The following is a 17732-nucleotide window of genomic DNA, read 5'->3' on the forward strand; positions in this document are numbered from 1 at the left end:
AAAACCTCTGATTGAGCTTCTTTCTATCCTTTAATCCAATTCACGATAACATCATCTGTTGGTAATGTTTTAGGATCTATAACTTTAGCTACGTGTCCACTTTCATCAATTAGGTATTTTTGAAAATTCCAAGAAACTTCAGAATCCTCCAAACCATTTTTGGCTTTTTTTGTTAAAAATTGATATAATGGGTGCATGTCATCTCCTTTTACAGATATTTTAGACATCATTGGAAAAGACACACCATAGTTTTGCTGACAAAATTCAGCTATTTCAGTATTTGTACCTGGCTCTTGTTTACCAAAGTTATTTGCAGGAAAACCAACAATGACAAAGTTCTTATCTTTATAAGTATCGTACAATTGTTGTAATTGTTCATATTGAGGTGTCAGTCCACACTTTGAAGCTGTGTTTACCACTAATATTTTCTTACCTTTTAAAGTTGAAAAATCAAAATCATCTTCCGTTAAGGTTTTTACTTTAAATTGATAAATATCTTCCATATTTTCCTGATTTACAGCCATTGCTGATTGATTGGTGATGGTATCTTTTTCTGAACTATTCTCTTTTGTATCTTTATTAGTTTCTTTACAACTTATCAGCATCAAAACTGATAAAACTATTATATAATGTTTCATTTTTCTCTAGTTTAAACTTAATAATAATTCTCTACACCTCTATGAGTTTTTCTTTGTTTTCTTGTAATATTTTTTATACTTAATATACGCTAAAATACTAATTATTGTAGAAACGATTAACCAGCCCCAAATTTCATTAGGGATAGGTGCAGCATCTCCAGTGGCATACGAATGCAAACCAGATAATAAATGATTTACCCCCAAATAGGTCATTAAAATAGTAGTGTACGCAAATACTGCTAGCATATTAAAAGTAAATCGACTTCTTAACCCCGGCACAATACGCATATGTAAAACAAATGCATAGACCATGATACTTACCAAAGCCCAAGTTTCTTTTGGATCCCAGCCCCAATAACGTCCCCAACTCTCATTGGCCCACATACCACCCAAAAAGTTACCGATGGTTAACATTATCAAACCTATAGTAATTGCCATTTCATTAATTACAGTAATTTCTTTAATCGCTAAGTCTATCTTCTTTTTATTATTCTTTGTAGTGATAGCAAATAAAACTAGAGAAATTAGTCCTAAAATCATACCAATGGTAAAAGGTCCATAACTGGCTACTATAATAGCCACGTGAATCATTAACCAATAGGAATCTAATACAGGAACTAATGTACCAATGGAAGGATCCATCCAATTCCAATGAGCAATCATTAAAATCATTGAAGTTACAAAAGTAGTAGCCGCAACAGTTAGTGCCGATTTTTTACCAAATAATAATCCGAAAAGCATGGTTGCCCAAGCGATATAAATCATTGATTCATAACCGTTACTCCAAGGTGCATGCCCAGAAATATACCAACGAATACCCAACCCAATTGTATGGTAAATAAATAAAGCTGCAATTATAAAAATACCGGCCTTTACTAATTTATTAACAAGTGTGGAGCCGTTGAAAATTTGAACCATTACTACAATAAACAAGAATAAGGCCCCGTACATGTAATACATAAACAGACTCTTAAAAATATCATATTTATTGTAAAAAATCTCTAATTCCACTTTCCGGTCAGAAGGCATTACTGCTCCACCAAACTTATGTTGGTATTTATGAATACTTTCTAAAAATTCATTGGCTTTTGAATAATCATTTTTTGATGTAGCCAATTTTAAACTTCCTGAATATAACGGAATAATATTAGCTACATACAAAGAATCCGTTCCTGTAAATCCTGCCTCATGTTCCCCAGATGAAAACCATTTGTTATTTTCATCCCCTTGCAATGGGAAGAATTTAAAAATATTTCCTCTAATTATAGCTTGCCATAATAGTGTAACCCTACCATCAACATTTAATACACTTTCTTCAAATTTATTTTTAATCTTCTTTTTATAAGCTTTTTCAACTTCTTGACTTAATTTATATTCACCTCTATCGGTAAACATGTCTGACATGCGTAAATATTCTTGATCTTCTGGAACACCTAATATATCCCGTAACTTAGTATTTGCTGACTTTACATAAATAAAAGGAACAGACATCCAAATTCTAGGATTGGTAACCATAGAAACTGCCACTTGGTTAGCATTCATACCATTGTAAGTATCCTTTTTACTTACTTTCCTTAACAATTCAGAAGTAAAAGTATTCACGGGTTTCATTCTACCGTTTTCATCTTGAATAATTAGACTTCCAAATCTTTGTGCGTGTTCAACAGAAACTTTTTGTGCGGTTAAGGTAGAATCTACCTGTACCTTAGACATACCATGCTGAATATGACTTCCTTGTGCAAAAATCAATCCGCTAAACATCAATATCAATAGTGTCAGAGCCTCTTTTTTCTTTTTAATTCTATTCAACATTCTACGTAAATCTGCAAAACGTGACGTCTTTGAAAACAATATCATAATCAACCCTGTATAAAGCAATGAATACCCTAAATAAGTAATCCACGTACCCACAGCATCATGATTAACAGATAGGTGTGTTTCTTCATATTCATCAGTAATGGTATAACTAGATTGGAAAAATTTAAACCCTTTATGAATTAATATATTATTCATAAAAACCCTAAAATCAAAGTTTTCACCATTATCCATTACGGTTACTTCACTAGCATATGATTTTGGGCTATTTGAACCAGGATATCTATCCAATTGAAAATCGTTTAGTTTTATCGAAAAAGGCAATTGTAATTGTTTCGCTCCATAAGAAATTCTGAAGTTTAACCCATCCATAGAAAACATTTCAGGGGGCGTTGCTGCATACTTATAACCGTATAAATCGACTATTTTTTTATCGTTTTTAGTTATCACTTCAATGGTTAACTTATCCGCAGGATGTTCCTCTTTTTTGTCAGATGAAACCTCCACTAATTTACCTTTTGTACCTTTTTCAGGAACTACAAATTGTAAACTACCTATGTTATGCAACGCTCTTAAATTGAACACCTGCACAGAATCTTTAGCAATAGTACCTGTGGCTTGTGTAGCCATAACCATATAATTACCCTCAAAAGGCGATTTAATTCTCAATGTGTCATTTTCTGTAAATATATTTACAGCACCTTCAGTTTGATTTTCAAAAGCAACTAAGGCATTGTGAATATTAGCAACTTCACCTTTTTTGATATAATGATCATGTCTTCCTCCTCCACCCGACTCTACAAAGTGTAAAAACTCTTCGCCTGAGGCATCTTCTTCAAATTTCTCAAAGGCATTCGGTAGAAAACTAACATAATTAACCGTTACTGGCTTATCTCTAAAATCAGCCTTCAATGAAAAATTATTACCGCCTCTTAAAAAATTAAAAAATTTAGAAACCATCGGTATAAATCGCGTTTCTGACCCAATTTCTGGAGTAAAATAATAAAGTTTATTGATCTCTCTTGCTTCATTACCATCATCTACATGAACATTAAGCGTAGTTTTCTCTGACAGCATTAAATTAGTAGTTTCACCTTCTTGAATAGGCATAATAGCCTCATAACTTATATATCTTGTAATAGCGGCACCCACTATGATAACAATGAAAGCTAAGTGAAACATTAAAACGGAAATCTTCTCTTTGCGAAGTAATCTATATCTAAATATATTACCTATAAAATTACCAACAAAAATGAGCATGGTTAATTGAAACCACCACGAATTATAAACTAAAGCTTTAGAAGCCTGGGTTCCATAATCATTTTCTATAAATGTTGCAATACCCATAGAGGCACCAAAGACAACAAATAAAATAGCAGTAAGACGGGTTGAGAAGAGAATATTGTATATTTTTTTCATACGGATATAAGATGCAAATAAACTCGGGCGAAGATACTTAATTTTGTGTGTAAATTACTACTTTTAACGTTTTATTGTGAACCGCGAAAATTCAAAATCAGGAGATGATTTCAGTAATTCTATTAGGAACGGGTAATGTTGCCAATCATCTAATCGATGCATTCTTGCAAACAAAAAATATCAATCTGGTACAGGTTTATGGTAGAAATACTGCTGCTTTAACAAAATTTGAAAAGAAAGTTGATACTACTTCTAATTTAGCTCAACTTAAAGAGGCCGATATTTATATCATAGCTATATCTGATGACGCTATTACTGAATTTTCAGAGCAATTATTGATAAAAGATAAATTGGTGGTACATACTTCTGGAAGTGTTTCAATAGACGCCATAAAAACTACTAATAAAGGTGTCTTTTATCCATTGCAAACCTTTACGAAAGACAAACCTATTAATTTTATAGAGATTCCCATTTGTATTGAAACTAAACAAAAGGAAGATTTTAATCGCTTACAACAACTGGCTTTGTTACTTTCTGATAATGTTTACTCTATAGACTCAAACCAAAGAAAATATATTCATCTCGCCGCCGTTTTTACTAATAATTTTGTGAATTACATGTACAAAATTGGTAATGATATTTGTGATGACAACAATATCCCTTTTGAAATTTTACATCCTCTAATTTTAGAATCAGCAAATAAAATCAAAAATAATAATCCTGGGTCTATTCAAACAGGACCTGCAGTTAGAAATGATAAAAAAACAATATCAAATCATTTAAAATTGCTAAAAGACGATGAAAAGGAAATTTACAACCTATTAACCCAATCAATACGAAACACTTATGGAAAAAAGTTATAAAGAAATAATGCCTCAAATTACTACTTTTATTTTTGATGTAGATGGCGTTTTAACAGATGGAAATGTAATGATATTCCCTGACGGCCAACTAATTAGATCAATGAATATTAAAGATGGATATGCACTAAAAACAGCTGTTGATATGGGGTTTAATGTCTGTATAATTTCGGGTGGTACCAACGAAGCTGTAAAATTACGATTGAAAGCTTTAGGTATTACCGACATCTTTTTAGGAGCACATCATAAAGTAAAACAATTAAAGGAATATTTAGACACATACAATATTAAGGCTGAAAATGTATTATATATGGGAGATGATATTCCTGACCACCCCGTGATGGAAATTGTAGGATTGCCAACATGCCCGAAAGATGCTGTTCCTGAAATTCAGAATGTCTCACTGTATGTTTCACAGAAAAAAGGGGGTAATGGCTGTGTACGAGATGTAATTGAACAGGTTTTAAAAGTTCAGGACAAATGGCATACAAATTTTGATGCTAAGTTAGATTAGTGAAATATGACAACTGAGGAAAAACTCTTAAAAATACCAATTTTAGGTTGGTTCGTTAAGCTTTTTATAAAGATTAAGGTTCCGGGCTTAGAAGGCATGTCATTATATAACGTTCTTGAAATGTATGTTTTAGGTATTGTTAGAGGTGCCTTAACAGCAAGAGCTGGTGGTATTGCTTTTAGTTTTTTCATGGCCTTATTCCCCTTTGCATTATTTATTTTAACTTTAATTCCTTACATCACGATAGAAGGTTTTCAGGCTGGTTTTATGGATTTTATCCATCAAGCGTTACCTCCTCAAACCTTTGAAGCTGTAGATTCTGTACTTAACGACATCATCAATAATAAATACAGTGGTTTATTGTCTTTTGGTTTTATTATGTCCATAATTCTAATGACCAATGGTATCAATGCTCTATTTGGTGGTTTTGAAGACAGTTACCACAAATTACAAACACGATCAATGATCAGGCAATTTTTGATATCTATGGCTATATCAATCGTATTGGCATTATTATTGCTCGTTACAGTTGCAGTAATCATTTACTTTGAAATTGCTATTAGTAGTTTTAAAGAAAAAGGATATGTTTCTGATGACTTATTTTGGATAGATATGGGTAGATATATTATCGTTTTAGCCATGATTTTAATAACAGTCGCATTATTTTATTTTTTTGGTACAAAAGAAGGAAGACAAATTTCATTTTTTTCACCAGGAGCTGTACTAACCACCTTATTAATTTTATTAAACTTTAAGATTTTTGGAATTTATGTTAAGAAATTCGCACAATATAACGAGCTTTACGGAACTGTAGGTACTTTACTTGTACTGATGCTATTTATTTGGCTTAATTCCATTATACTTTTATTAGGGTTTGAATTGAATGCCGCAATGATTGGATTAAAAAGAAATATAAAGGCCAATAATGAACAATAAGAATAAAATGAATAAGATAGTTTACATATTGTTAGTTCTATTTATTTACAACACAAATGGTATTGCACAAAATAAAAAGTCAATTGATTTAAATTGGCAAACCGATTTTGCTAAAGCAAAAAAATTGGCTTCATCTGAAAATAAAGGTATACTAATTTATTTTACTGGACATGACCGAACTGATTCTTGTCAGATGTTAAATGAAGATTTTTTCTATACCGAAAAATTCCAAAATATTGCTAAAAACCATCTAATTTTAGTTAGAGTAAATTCTGATTTGAGAGATAATGCTGTTTCCACTGATCAAAAAAAGAAAAATACAGCTCTTAGTAAACAGTTTAATCAAAGTGTACATCCAACAGTTGTATTAACAGATGCAAATGGTAAACTTATAGGTAAGATTGAAAGCTATAATTACCTGCGAGATACGAGTATGCATTATGCTTTGTTAGACAAGGCTATAGAATAATAATCAATTCATTCTAGCATACTTTTAACAGTCGGGTTTGTCCCCTTCTCTACTTTCATTATTTGTAGTACTTGTTAAAAAATTTGAGTTTCACTCAGCGAATTTTATGTCATGGTTTTGTTTTAAACTTTCAACGCTACAAACTCATAAATGACGTTGAGGTTCAAATATAGTAATGCTTTAGTCTTAATTATTATTGAATCAATATTACCATGCACTAATCTATATTTTTTATTCCCAATCGAGAAAATAATCTAATTTAGATTTGAACAAATCAAATATTGATAAAATAATCAAAGAAGATACTTTTGAAAAAAAACAAGCATACATTAAAGACGGTAAGATTAAAGCAGTAACTGAGTATAATATGATCGATTATGTAGCTTTCCTATGCGATCAGATGAATGCTGAACTACCAAAAGAAATGGTAACCATAAATAAATGTAATTCATTAGAAGATTATCATAATTTATACAACTACTTGATAAAACATTCACTTTTAAAATTGAAACAAAAATTTAAAGAAGTATTTAAAGGTAAATCTTTATTATATAAAAAGTAAAAAATCATTTTACAACATAAAAAAAGCCATCTCAATTAATTGAGACGGCTTTAAAATTTATGAAGATTTAATGATTACTTTTTATCAGCATCCATTTTATCTTTTAAAGCTGCTAAAGCAGAAATATCTCCTAATGTAGATTTCTCTATATTATCGTCCATTTTCTTTTTAGTTGCTCTAACTGTTTTCTCTTCTTGCTCTCTAAAGTTTGCGGTATGAGAAACTACTAGTCTTCTATATTCTTTATTGAATTCTAAAACTTTAAAGTCAACTTTATCTCCTTTAACGATTTTAGATCCATCTTCTTTTTCCATGTGGCGTTGTGGCACAAATGCTTCAACATCATCATCTCCAAAAGAAACTAAAGCTCCTTTGTCAGTTACAGAAGTTACTTCACCTGCATGAACAGAATCAATTGAGAACTTATCTTCATAAGCATCCCAAGGATTTTCAGTAGTTTGTTTATGACCTAAATTTAATTTACGTCCTTCAACATCTAATTCTAATACTTCAACTTCTAATTTATCACCAACTTTTACAAAATCAGATGGATGTTTTACTTTAGTTGTCCAAGATAAATCAGAAATATAAACTAAACCGTCAATTCCTTCTTCTAACTCAACAAACACACCAAAATTAGTGTAATTTCTTACGGTACCAGTATGTTTAGAACCTACAGGATATTTAGTTGTTACATCTGTCCAAGGATCAGGATGTAATTGTTTCATTCCAAGAGACATTTTACGCTCTTCTCTATCTAGAGTTAAGATTACTGCCTCTACTTCATCACCTACTTTCACGAAATCTTGTGCAGAACGTAAATGTGTAGACCATGACATTTCAGAAACGTGAATTAATCCTTCAACACCTTGACTTACTTCAATAAATGCACCATAATCAGCAATGATAGCAACTTTTCCTTTTACTTTATCACCAACTTTAAGTTCATTATCTAACGCTTCCCAAGGATGTTTCTGTAATTGTTTTAATCCTAATTGAATTCTAGATTTGTTATCATCAAAATCAAGGATTACTACATTTATTTTCTCATCTAATTCAAGTACTTCACTTGGGTGATTAATTCTACTCCAAGATAAATCTGTAATATGAACTAAACCATCAACACCACCTAAATCAACAAATACACCATAAGAAGTAATATTTTTAACAATACCTTCTAGTACTTGTCCTTTTTCTAATTGGCCAATGATTTCTTTTTTCTGTTCAGCAAGATCAGCTTCAATTAATGCTTTGTGAGATACTACAACGTTTTTAAATTCGTGATTTACTTTAACCACTTTGAATTCCATTGTTTTATCAACATATTGATCGTAATCTCTAATTGGTTTAACATCAATTTGAGAACCTGGTAAGAATGCTTCGATTCCGAAAACATCTACAATCATACCACCTTTAGTTCTACATTTGATGTAACCATTAACCACTTCTTGAGTTTCATGTGCTGTATTAACACGTTCCCAAGCCTTGATTACTCTTGCTTTTTTATGTGACAATACTAATTGACCAGTACTATCTTCACGCTTATCTACCAATACCTCAACAGTATCACCTACTGCTAAATTTGGGTTATATCTAAATTCGTTTAAAGAAATTACACCTTCTGATTTTGAATTGATATCAATAATCGCTTCTCTATCTGTCAATCTAATAACTTCACCATCTATCACTTGACGCTCCTCAACAAAACCTACAGTTCCTTTAAGTGCTTTATCAAATTCTTCTAATTTTGATTCATCAACTGCTTCAATACCTTCTTCGTATTTATGCCAGTTAAAGTTATCTAAAAATTCTTGAGTGTTCGTTGGTTCCGGAGCAGGAGCTTCTGCTTTAACTTCTTCAGTTTTAGCAACAACTTCTTTTTCTTCTTTCTTTGGAGCCTCTTCCTTTACTTCTTCAACAACAGCTGCTTTCTCCTCTTGTTTAGGAGTCTCTTTAGCTGCTACTTCTTCTTTTGGAGCTTCAACTTCTTCTTGTGGAGCTTCAACTTCTTCTTTTGCATCTTCAGCATATACTGCTTGTGCTCCAAATTCTTCAACTAAAATAGTATAGAAAATAGCTCTGTACTTATTTCTGTTTGAAGACCCTATTGTTTCAATAGCCTTTTGGATAGCTTCATCTAATTTTGGAGTATCTTCTAATCCTAATTTTTTGATTAAAAAATTCTTCTTTACAGTATCTAATTCTTTTGTATCAGAACTTGATACTTTTTCAGCATCAACTTTGTAGATTGAAGGACCTAATCCTTTGGTTACACTTGCTAATAAATTAGTATCTAATTTTAAACCTAATTTGTTAACTTCTTCTGTGTATTGATCTATTTTTTCTTGTAGTTTAGACATATGGTCTAATAAATTTTGTATTTTATTGAAATTCAGATTTTTAACGACAATATCAATAAAAGAGTTTATATTAATTTTTGTTTTCTAATTCCTTTCTAAATCTGTACTCGTAAAAAGGAGTGCAAAAGTATTGATTTTTTCTCAATCTAACAATAAGAATATCAAATAAATGCAAAGAAAAAACACGGAATATATCGTTTAGAGTTTACCTATTGCAATTACATAAAATATTGTCGTTATTCTTATCATGATAATTATCATTTTTTTTATAGGTTTTAACTCCTAAATTTACCATACAATTTTTAAAGTAGATGCCATGAAAAATATACTTTACGCTACTGACTATTCAAAGTATTCTGTTACCGCGTTACAATATGCATATCGCTTAAGCACAAAAATGAATATCCAATTAAAGGTAATTCATGTGTTTCACTATCCATCTACATTATTAAATATAGTTGGTGATACTGAACCAGACTTTGGCGTAAACTATTTTGAAAAACACGCCTCTAAATTAGAACAATTTTGTATCGATAATTTAGGTTATGATTTAACAAATATAACTGTTGAAGCTGTTGAGAATAAATCTGTTTTAAACGGAATTATCGATAAAGCTCAAGAATTAGATTCAACATTTGTAGTTGTTGGTACAAAAGGTAATGGGACAATTAAAGATTTTATAATGGGTAATACCACTAAAAATTTAATAGAAAAAAGTTTGTTTCCTATACTATCAATTCCTTATCAAAAAAAAATCTCAAAAATAAAAACGATAGTATATGCTACTGCCTTTGAAGAAGATGACATACATGCTATTTGTAAATTAACCGAAATTGCAGAACCTTTAAAATCAGAAATAAAAGTAGTACATGCTTCTTTAAAAAATGAATACCCGGGTGAAGTTCAAATGGCATGGTTTAAAGAAATGATTGCTAATAAAATAAAATATGATAAGATTAGCTTTGAAGTTATTTCTTCAGATGACGTTTTTAATTCATTACGCTTATATGCTGAAAAAAATGATGCTGATTTAATAGCGATGCTTGATCGTAAGAAAGGTGGATTTATAAAAAAATTATTAAATAAAGATACCGTATTGTTAATGAATGATTATGGTAAATATCCACTGATTAGTTTTAATGTTAGTAATTGTCTAAAACTAAATCTTTCTTGATTTAGAAAAAGTAAGACTGATTTAGGTCATTTTATTTAAGTTACAATTATTGTTCTTTTGAAAAAAAATTAATCATCATGAAAAATATACTTTTACCCACAGACTTTTCTGAAAATTCTAAAAATGCTATTAATTATGCATTAGAATTATTTAATAATGAACCGTGTAAATTTTATATTTTAAATACCTATACGCCTATTATATATAATTACGATTATCAAATGAGTAGCGGTGCTTATATAGGTAATGTTGTAGATGTTATAAGAAACAATTCATTAGAAGCACTTAATGACCTTGAAAAATATGTAATTGAAAAATATAACAACCCCAAGCACGAATTTGAATTAATCTCCTCATTTAGCACACTTACCGATGAAATTGATTTACTAGTAGCTCAAAAGAATTTAGATTTAATAATTATGGGTACAAAAGGAGCTTCTGGTGTTGAAGAAGTACTTTTTGGTACAAATACCATTCATACCATAAAAAAAGTCAAATGTCCCGTTTTGGCAATACCTGATGGTTTTTTCTTTGAAAAACCAAAAGATATTCTTTTTCCTACGGACTATAAAATTGATTACTCAGCTAAGCATTTAGATATTTTAGAAACAATTAGCAGTATATACAAATCTAAAGTGCATATACTGCACGTTTCTTCAAATAGAGATTTAAATGAGGAAGAAAACTCCCATAAAATTAAATTAGATAATTTATTAAATTCAAGAAATAAAGAATTTTATTCCGTAAAAGATCAAGAAATTCCACAAGCAATTAATGAATTTCAGAAATCTACATATGTTCACATGTTAATGATGATTAAAAATAAACATACTTTTTTAGAAAACTTGTTTTTCAAGAAAATTATCAATCAAATTGGGTTTCATTTAACGGTTCCATTCTTGGTTGTTCCTTCTAATTTTTAATTTAAATAACATGAAAAATATATTAATACCCATTGACTTTTCTGAAAATTCAAAAAGTGCCGTACAATATGCATTAAAGTTATATAAAAATGAGATTTGTACTTTTTACTTTTTACATTCTACTAATTTTATTAACTCTACTTCTAGAACATACATAACACCACATTATGTTGAGGAATCACATAAAAAAGCGTTAAAAAAAATACAAGAATTAGAATTAAAAACTAAAAGGGAAAATGCGAGTGTAAAACATGATTATAAGAACATTATAAGCAATGACAAATTACATACCGCCATTGATAAAGCCATTAAACAAAATGATATTGAGCTTGTAATAATGGGCACCAAAGGGTGTACTGCCGCTGTTGAATTCTTTGCCGGTAGTAATACCGTTGAAATAATTAATAAAGTTAAAAATTGCCCCATTTTAGTCATTCCAGACGAATATAGTTTTGTTGCTCCAAAACAAATTGGTTTTCCAACAGATTATAACCGCAAATACACAGATAGAGAATTAGAGACACTTAAAAATATGACCAGGTTATATAATTCTGAAATAAGAATTGTACATATCAATGTCGAAAAAAGTTTAACGCTTTCTCAAAAACATAATATAGAAAGACTAGAGAACTATTTGGCCGACCAAAAATACAATTTTCATTATATCGATGACAATTCAAAAAAATCAGAAAACATAATTATGTTTATCAATGATTATAAGATAGACATGCTTGCCATGGTAAATTATGAACATGGTCCTATTGAGAATGTGCTAAAGGAACCTGTGATAAAAAAATTAGCTTTTCATCCTAGAATTCCGCTTTTAGTAATACCTGAATAATATATTTAAAAACAGAGTATTATTTGTTAAAATACTGATTACAATTTGTTTAATTAAAATTAGTACTAATGAAAAATATTTTAATACCTACCGACTTTTCTGATAATGCCTGGGATGCGTTACTCTATGCCATTAGATTGTACGATGCTATTCCTGCCCATTTTTATATTTTACATACCTACCAAGCTGGTACTTCTAGAACTAGTAACCGAATGTCTAAGTATAGAAATACTCATCTTCATAGGGTATTAAAAGAAGAATCAGAAAAAGGACTTAAAAAAATTCAAAATTATTTAGATAAAAATTTATTAAATGACGATCACAAATACCAAACAATTTCTCAGGCCGGTGATTTAGTTTTTCAGATTAAACAAGTTGTTACGAATTACAATATTGATATTATTGTTATGGGCACTACTGGTGCTACTGGTGCAAAGGAGATTTTTATGGGAAGCAATGCGGTTAGCGTTATTAATCATATAGAACTTTGCCCCGTATTAACAGTGCCAAAAGATTATGAATTTACAGAATTGAAAAACATCATTTTTGCTAGTGATTTAAAAAGAAGATTCTACTCCATTGAACTTTTTTCTCTAATTGAATTGCAAGCGATTCATAAAAGTAATATCTGTTTATTGAATATAAACGAAGGTGATGATTTAGATGAAACGCAATTTCATAATTTAAAAGATATCAAAGCTTTATTCAAGGATAGCTCCACTTCTTTTGAACAAACCGAATTAGAAGGTAAAGTTGCAAAATCAATAATGAATTTCAGCAAAAACCACAATTCTGATTTAGTGTGCTTAGTAAATTCTGAAAAAAAATTCCTTAAAAAATTAATAGAAGAAGCTGTCATAAAAAAAGTAAGCTTTCATAGTGCTATACCTCTATTAGTAATACCCATTTAGTATTGTTTAAGGGTCTCAAAAACTAAATATAGAGCATAAACAAAACTTATAAATCTTATTATTCTAATAGTTGCTTTTTCTGTAAAGTTAACGCATTGCTCTTAATCTATTCATTTCATATCAAACTGATGAATATCATTTAGGTTATAAAATTATAGTGTTAAATTTAAAGAACTAAATGTAGCACTATTATGAAAAATATAATCAGTATACTACTTGGGTTTATACTTGTCAGCTGTTCTTCGGCTGAATTAGTAAACAATTGGAAAAATCCGGATATTGACTCCTTCGCTCCAGGTAAAATATTAATAATCGGAATGACTTCTAATGACGAGGCTAGACAAAAATTTGAAGAGAAATTAAAACAAAAATACCTATCAAGAGGTACTGAAGCAGTAGCGAGTTACGAGCTTTTTGAGGAATCTTTTATGAGTTTTAGACGAACTGAAGAGGACTTAATTTCACTAGAAGACAGCCTAATAAAAGATGGATTCGACAGCGTTTTGTTAACAAAAGTTGCAGGTGTAGAAGACCGTACGGCATTTTTTAATAAATTTGACAAAGACACAAACTATGGGTTTAAATATGATTATTACAATAATCAAGAAATATATTTTAATAGCAATTATTATGATGAATATAAAGTATATCATGTAGAAACCTCATTGTATTGTATTTGTAAAGGCGAAGAGAGAACGCTCATTTGGAAAGGTTATATTGATATTATAGACCCTAATTCCATAAAAGAAACGGTAAAAGATTATGTTAATTTAGTAGTGTTTGTATTAGAAGAACAAAACTTAATACAAAAAAATGAATAACTAGATTGAAGAAGATTGGTCTCTGTAGTTCACCTTTGATTAATGAATTGTAATTCTACTACCAACCTTATAATTTAACACTGTGGTATCTTTTAATTGTCTTTATTATTCTCTTTCAGTTTCTTCTTCTCCAATTTTTTAAAATAACCTCTGAATAAAAAATTATGCTTTAACGCTTCTAAATTTTCATTCAAAAGTGTACTACCATCCTTTAAGTTCGTCATAGTACTGTCAATATTCTTAACAAAAACAGTATCATTAATCATATAATTGAGTGCTCCATTACCTGATTGTATTCCTAAAACCACATTATTGATATTACTTAACACTGAATCTATTTTACTACTAGAATAATCAAGGTTTTGTATGATAGATTTCATTTTATTGGCTGAAATAGAATCACTCAATAAGACAGCCGCCACACTCTCATTATAATTTACAGAATTCATAATTTTATTTAGTTTATCTATAGTTTCTGAAGCACCAATACTGGCGGATTTTAAAGTTAAAAAAGTCTCTTTTATAGTTAACGCCAAGTTTTCATCATTGATTAACATTCCCAGCGTTCCTTTTCCCTGATTAACTTCGGTGGTTATTTTTAGTAAATCTGACGTTAATAGTGCTGCATTTTCATTGGTAGTATTTAATGTTGACATCATATCGCTCGTTGAAATTTTGCTAAATGATTTAATCGTATCTCCAGACATTAATGCTTCAGAGGTTTCTTTTACAGGAACAATGTTAATAATCATACTACCCACCAAACCGTCAGAACTTATAGCTGCTAATGCGTTCTTTTTTAAATGTTGTAAAATTTTATCTTCAACTATCATGTCTACACAAATTGTAGTATCATTAATCATTTCGATATTTTTTACGGTACCAACATTAATACCAGAATATCTAACATTATTACCTAATTGTAGTCCGTTAACGTTGTTAAACACAGCACTTATTCTAAAGGTTTTACCAAAAATATTTTGTTTATTCCCTATAAAATAAAGTGCAAAAATTAATAATAGTGTACTCGCAATTATAAATAAACCCAATTTAAATTTCTGTGTTTTCGTCTGTTGCATAACTTAATTATTTAAAAAATGCTTTAATATTTTTATCAGTTGATAATGCCAATTCTGCAAAACTACCTTCGGCATAATTTACACCATCAATTAGCAAAATCATTCTGTTCGCAATTACTCTAGCACAATCAACATCGTGCGTTATTATTAACGATGAAGCTCCATATTTTTCTTGAATATCTCTCATCAATTGAATAATTTCTTTTGACGTTATCGGATCTAATCCCGTGGTTGGTTCATCATAAATTATTATTTTAGGTTTTAAAATAATGGCTCTCGCTAAAGCAACTCTACGTTTCATACCTCCTGAGAGTTCTTCCGGCATTAAATCCATGACATGAGCCAAACCTACACTTTCTAATGCTTCTAATACTAATGCATCTTTTTGCTTAAATTTTTCTTTATTTTTACGGAGTGGAAACTCCAAATTTTCACGTACCGTCATAGAATCATAGAGAGCACTACCTTGAAAAAGAAACCCTATTTGTGATCTTAAGTCGTTTAATTGATTCAGTGTGAGTTTAGACAGATCATGACCCATAATTTCAATAAGACCACTATCATGCACTAACAAGCCCATTAAACATTTAATCATTACAGACTTACCAGAACCTGATTTTCCCATAATAACTAAACTTTCGCCTTTGTATAACTCCAAAGAAAATCCATTAAGCACATGATTATCTCCAAAACTTTTTTTCAAGTCTACTATTTTTAAAACGGGTTCTTTGTTGTTTGTTTTTTCCATATTTAAACTTCAAAAAATATATCAACTATAAAAACAGCTATAAAATCTATTACAAAAAGGAGCATAGAAGTATAAACTACAGCAGAATTAGAAGCTTCACCAACACCAACAGTTCCTTTTTTACAATAATACCCCTTAAATGTACCCACCAAACCAATGGCAAAACCAAAGAAAAATGTTTTGATAGTTGCCGGAATAACATCAGAAAATTCTAATGCATCTGCCACTTTATTAAAATAGAGTAAAAATGATACTTCGCCTTTAAGGTTCTCTATAATTGCGGAGCCAACTAATGCAACAGCATCACCAAAAATAATAAGTAAAGGTAGCATTAATGTAGCGGCCAAAATACGTGTTACTACTAAATACTTAAAGGGATTTGTACCTGATACCTCCATGGCATCAATTTGCTCTGTCACTCTCATAGAACCTAGTTCAGCACCGATACCAGAGCCAATTCTTCCTGCACAAATTAATGCAATAATAACGGGTCCAATTTCTCTCACTATAGAAATACTAACCATGGAAGGCATCCAAGATTCGGCTCCAAATTCCATTAAAGTGGGTCGTGATTGCAGTGTAAAAACTAAACCTAAAATAAAACCAGTTACGCCCACCAATAACAACGAACGGATACCCATATTATAACATTGTCGTAACAATTCTTTAAATTCAAAAGGTCTCGTGAAGACTTCTTTAAAAAAACGACCTGCAAAATATGCCAGATCACCTATTTCTTCAAAAAAAGATTTAAATTTCGTTGCTAATTGTGTTGATTTGGATTTCATATCAATACAAATTTACCACTGATATTTATGTAATAAAATGATTTAGATCATTTATAATCATTGAAATTATTATTCAATTTTTTTATAAAATATGTTCATCAATACAGAACTCATCTAAAGAAAAAGGCCAAATTTTTCTTTTATTTTATTGACCACTTCTTTGACCATCAGTTCTTCTATAATCAAAATTTCAGATATCTCACTAACACTCTGATTTGCAAAAACATATAATTCAATAATAGCTTTACTTCTTGGTGGCATCTTAAAAAATAGATTTCCTAATAATTGTCGTTTTTTAGCAGATTGTAATGTCAAATCTTCTAAATTTAGTTTATTTGTAATTAGTTTTTCTATGGATTGATCTAAGAGAATATGTTTAGGCTTAAAATCGTTTTGATGGTAAGAAATATCATCTAATTCCTCATATAATATAAAGTCACCATCGCCATCAACAGTATACCTTTCATCCATGGCTTGTAATTCCTCTTTTAATATTTCACCAATATTTATATTATTTTCAAATTGGTGACCTAATATGGTTATTTCATCAATTTTTTCAACACTTTTTTCAAAAAGCATTCTTCTTAAATCCTTTTTCGCAATTTTATTATTGAAATTTTCAAAAACGTCAAGGTATACCTCATCCAAAATATCATTAGGATTAAAAAAATTCTTATCTATCACCCCTAAATCCTCAGCAATATTTAGCTTTCTTGCTATAAAATCTTTAAGACTAGGTATAAAGCTTGAAATTTTTACATAAAAATGTTTAAAATTATTCTCCAATCTTAATTGTTGTAATTCTTTAGTAATCATGATTCGGAAATTTAGATAGTTAGAATTATATATATATGTTAAAGCCAGCATGTAAAAT

At 30.0% G+C, this 17732-nt stretch carries 17 protein-coding genes; 10 read left to right on the forward strand and 7 right to left on the reverse strand.

Translation table 11 applies throughout. The features are described 5' to 3' along the window. Positions 1-23 precede the first annotated feature (23 nt). Entirely contained in the window at positions 24-638 is a 615-nt protein-coding gene (locus D3P13_RS12875; protein WP_117883064.1) for a glutathione peroxidase, read from the reverse strand. Positions 639-677: 39 nt separating this feature from the next. Beyond that, on the reverse strand, positions 678-3872 hold the full coding sequence (gene ccsA, locus D3P13_RS12880) for a cytochrome c biogenesis protein (protein WP_117883066.1): 3195 nt from the start codon (positions 3870-3872) through the stop codon (positions 678-680). A gap of 104 nt (positions 3873-3976) precedes the next feature. Here ccsA and D3P13_RS12885 point away from each other — a divergent pair, with 104 nt between their 5' ends. The 5 genes from D3P13_RS12885 to D3P13_RS12905 all read left to right on the forward strand — a co-directional run bounded on the left by D3P13_RS12885 (position 3977) and on the right by D3P13_RS12905 (position 7213). Continuing rightward, the gene (locus D3P13_RS12885) at positions 3977-4735 is read left to right on the forward strand and encodes a Rossmann-like and DUF2520 domain-containing protein (protein ID WP_117883068.1); all 759 of its coding nucleotides are present in this window, start codon (positions 3977-3979) and stop codon (positions 4733-4735) included. After that, complete coding sequence (locus D3P13_RS12890) at positions 4719-5246, forward strand: KdsC family phosphatase (protein WP_117883070.1); 528 nt, start codon at positions 4719-4721, stop codon at positions 5244-5246. The genes D3P13_RS12885 and D3P13_RS12890 overlap by 17 nt, the downstream gene beginning before the upstream one ends. 6 nt (positions 5247-5252) lie before the next feature. Continuing rightward, positions 5253-6182, forward strand: a complete 930-nt coding sequence (locus D3P13_RS12895; protein ID WP_117883072.1) for a YihY/virulence factor BrkB family protein — start codon at positions 5253-5255, stop codon at positions 6180-6182. Between the two features lie 7 nt (positions 6183-6189). Then, positions 6190-6651 carry a thioredoxin family protein gene (locus D3P13_RS12900; protein ID WP_157972914.1) on the forward strand — a complete coding sequence of 154 codons (462 nt, stop codon included), beginning with the start codon at positions 6190-6192 and terminating at the stop codon, positions 6649-6651. Positions 6652-6916: 265 nt separating this feature from the next. Then, a complete protein-coding gene (locus D3P13_RS12905) occupies positions 6917-7213 on the forward strand; it encodes a hypothetical protein (protein ID WP_117883076.1) in 297 nt (98 codons plus the stop codon). 74 nt (positions 7214-7287) lie between these two features. Here D3P13_RS12905 and rpsA read toward each other — a convergent pair whose 3' ends face one another. Continuing rightward, positions 7288-9573, reverse strand: coding sequence for a 30S ribosomal protein S1 (rpsA, locus tag D3P13_RS12910; RefSeq protein ID WP_198680028.1), 2286 nt, complete (start codon positions 9571-9573; stop codon positions 7288-7290). Between the two features lie 316 nt (positions 9574-9889). Between rpsA and D3P13_RS12915 the strand changes: the two genes are divergently transcribed. The 5 genes from D3P13_RS12915 to D3P13_RS12935 all read left to right on the forward strand — a co-directional run bounded on the left by D3P13_RS12915 (position 9890) and on the right by D3P13_RS12935 (position 14243). After that, positions 9890-10747: a universal stress protein gene (locus D3P13_RS12915; protein ID WP_117883078.1), complete on the forward strand. Its 858-nt coding sequence runs from the start codon at positions 9890-9892 to the stop codon at positions 10745-10747. Between the two features lie 77 nt (positions 10748-10824). Then, positions 10825-11670: a universal stress protein gene (locus D3P13_RS12920; RefSeq protein ID WP_117883080.1), complete on the forward strand. Its 846-nt coding sequence runs from the start codon at positions 10825-10827 to the stop codon at positions 11668-11670. A 10-nt stretch (positions 11671-11680) separates the two neighbouring features. Continuing rightward, on the forward strand, positions 11681-12511 hold the full coding sequence (locus tag D3P13_RS12925) for a universal stress protein (RefSeq protein WP_117883082.1): 831 nt from the start codon (positions 11681-11683) through the stop codon (positions 12509-12511). Positions 12512-12579: 68 nt separating this feature from the next. Then, entirely contained in the window at positions 12580-13422 is an 843-nt protein-coding gene (locus D3P13_RS12930; protein WP_117883084.1) for a universal stress protein, read from the forward strand. 191 nt (positions 13423-13613) lie between these two features. Next, positions 13614-14243, forward strand: a complete 630-nt coding sequence (locus D3P13_RS12935) for a hypothetical protein (protein ID WP_117883086.1) — start codon at positions 13614-13616, stop codon at positions 14241-14243. Positions 14244-14335: 92 nt separating this feature from the next. On the opposite strand, the gene D3P13_RS12940 is transcribed toward D3P13_RS12935, so the two are convergent. From D3P13_RS12940 to D3P13_RS12955, 4 genes are all read right to left on the reverse strand, one after another. Further along, a complete protein-coding gene (locus tag D3P13_RS12940) occupies positions 14336-15322 on the reverse strand; it encodes an MlaD family protein (RefSeq protein WP_117883088.1) in 987 nt (328 codons plus the stop codon). A 7-nt stretch (positions 15323-15329) separates the two neighbouring features. Next, positions 15330-16070, reverse strand: coding sequence for an ABC transporter ATP-binding protein (locus D3P13_RS12945; RefSeq protein ID WP_117883090.1), 741 nt, complete (start codon positions 16068-16070; stop codon positions 15330-15332). A 2-nt stretch (positions 16071-16072) separates the two neighbouring features. Continuing rightward, positions 16073-16858, reverse strand: a complete 786-nt coding sequence (locus tag D3P13_RS12950; RefSeq protein WP_117883092.1) for an MlaE family ABC transporter permease — start codon at positions 16856-16858, stop codon at positions 16073-16075. Positions 16859-16972: 114 nt separating this feature from the next. Next, positions 16973-17674: a hypothetical protein gene (locus tag D3P13_RS12955; RefSeq protein WP_117883094.1), complete on the reverse strand. Its 702-nt coding sequence runs from the start codon at positions 17672-17674 to the stop codon at positions 16973-16975. Positions 17675-17732 lie beyond the last annotated feature (58 nt).

Origin of the sequence: Aureibaculum luteum (genome assembly GCF_003449015.1) — a bacterium.
Taxonomy (GTDB): Bacteria; Bacteroidota; Bacteroidia; order Flavobacteriales; family Flavobacteriaceae; genus Aureibaculum; species Aureibaculum luteum.

Coding starts and splice junctions, on each gene's coding strand:
- D3P13_RS12885 (WP_117883068.1), top strand. CDS start 3,977: ATGATTTCAGTAATTCTATTAGGAACGGGTAATGTTGCCAATCATCTA.
- D3P13_RS12930 (WP_117883084.1), top strand. CDS start 12,580: ATGAAAAATATTTTAATACCTACCGACTTTTCTGATAATGCCTGGGAT.
- D3P13_RS12945 (WP_117883090.1), bottom strand. CDS start 16,070: ATGGAAAAAACAAACAACAAAGAACCCGTTTTAAAAATAGTAGACTTG.
- D3P13_RS12935 (WP_117883086.1), top strand. CDS start 13,614: ATGAAAAATATAATCAGTATACTACTTGGGTTTATACTTGTCAGCTGT.
- D3P13_RS12955 (WP_117883094.1), bottom strand. CDS start 17,674: ATGATTACTAAAGAATTACAACAATTAAGATTGGAGAATAATTTTAAA.
- ccsA (WP_117883066.1), bottom strand. CDS start 3,872: ATGAAAAAAATATACAATATTCTCTTCTCAACCCGTCTTACTGCTATT.
- D3P13_RS12915 (WP_117883078.1), top strand. CDS start 9,890: ATGAAAAATATACTTTACGCTACTGACTATTCAAAGTATTCTGTTACC.
- D3P13_RS12940 (WP_117883088.1), bottom strand. CDS start 15,322: ATGCAACAGACGAAAACACAGAAATTTAAATTGGGTTTATTTATAATT.
- D3P13_RS12890 (WP_117883070.1), top strand. CDS start 4,719: ATGGAAAAAAGTTATAAAGAAATAATGCCTCAAATTACTACTTTTATT.
- rpsA (WP_198680028.1), bottom strand. CDS start 9,573: ATGTCTAAACTACAAGAAAAAATAGATCAATACACAGAAGAAGTTAAC.
- D3P13_RS12925 (WP_117883082.1), top strand. CDS start 11,681: ATGAAAAATATATTAATACCCATTGACTTTTCTGAAAATTCAAAAAGT.
- D3P13_RS12895 (WP_117883072.1), top strand. CDS start 5,253: ATGACAACTGAGGAAAAACTCTTAAAAATACCAATTTTAGGTTGGTTC.
- D3P13_RS12875 (WP_117883064.1), bottom strand. CDS start 638: ATGAAACATTATATAATAGTTTTATCAGTTTTGATGCTGATAAGTTGT.
- D3P13_RS12920 (WP_117883080.1), top strand. CDS start 10,825: ATGAAAAATATACTTTTACCCACAGACTTTTCTGAAAATTCTAAAAAT.
- D3P13_RS12950 (WP_117883092.1), bottom strand. CDS start 16,858: ATGAAATCCAAATCAACACAATTAGCAACGAAATTTAAATCTTTTTTT.
- D3P13_RS12900 (WP_157972914.1), top strand. CDS start 6,190: ATGAATAAGATAGTTTACATATTGTTAGTTCTATTTATTTACAACACA.